Below are 586 nucleotides of genomic sequence, written 5' to 3' on the forward strand. Positions count from 1 at the left end.
TTTTTTTGTTTGTCATCTGAGGTGACGCTTAGCCTAGTAGGCTCAATGCTGCGTTTGGCGCTTGCTTCGCTTGCGCCAAAATCGAACTTGAAGCTTGCGATAGAATTTGATTCTTCGTCATCGCTGTCGTCTCTTTCGCAAAGTCCGTGTCTTTGATACGGCTCTTCGACGCGTTCACATTCTCATTGATGTTGTCTAGGTTGTTGATAGCGTGATTGAAGCGGTTTTGGAAAGCACCAAGCTCTGCACGGTGGCTATCCACATACTTCATCGCAGAGTCCAGAATCGCCACGGATTCTTGAGCGCCACCTACTGACGTGACATCAATATCGTTAACCGTTGCTGCTGCCGCTGCACCTGACATGTCTAGCTCACCTGAACCCGCTAGCGTGCCACCGAAGCTTAATGAAGCGCTGTCGATGTCTTTATTGTTGCTCGCGAATACTTGTAGGGCACCGTCTTCATCTACAGACGCTTGCACTAGGTCAGTTTGACCATTGATGTACGTCGCTAGCTGCTCAATGTCGTCGCCTTGTTTCGCGTTAATCGTCAGCGTTGTCATCGCGTTACCCGCGCTGTCGTTCAT

1 protein-coding gene is annotated in these 586 nt (G+C 49.8%); it reads right to left on the bottom strand.

The window, feature by feature from the left end; all coding sequences use genetic code 11:
• Positions 1-28: 28 nt before the first annotated feature.
• Positions 29-586 (bottom strand): flagellin (locus OH456_RS25935; protein ID WP_270034474.1); only part of this gene is annotated, 558 nt, incomplete at its 5' end.

It is taken from the genome of Vibrio sp. La 4.2.2, from assembly GCF_027586995.1.
GTDB classification, from domain to species: Bacteria; Pseudomonadota; Gammaproteobacteria; order Enterobacterales; family Vibrionaceae; genus Vibrio; species Vibrio mediterranei.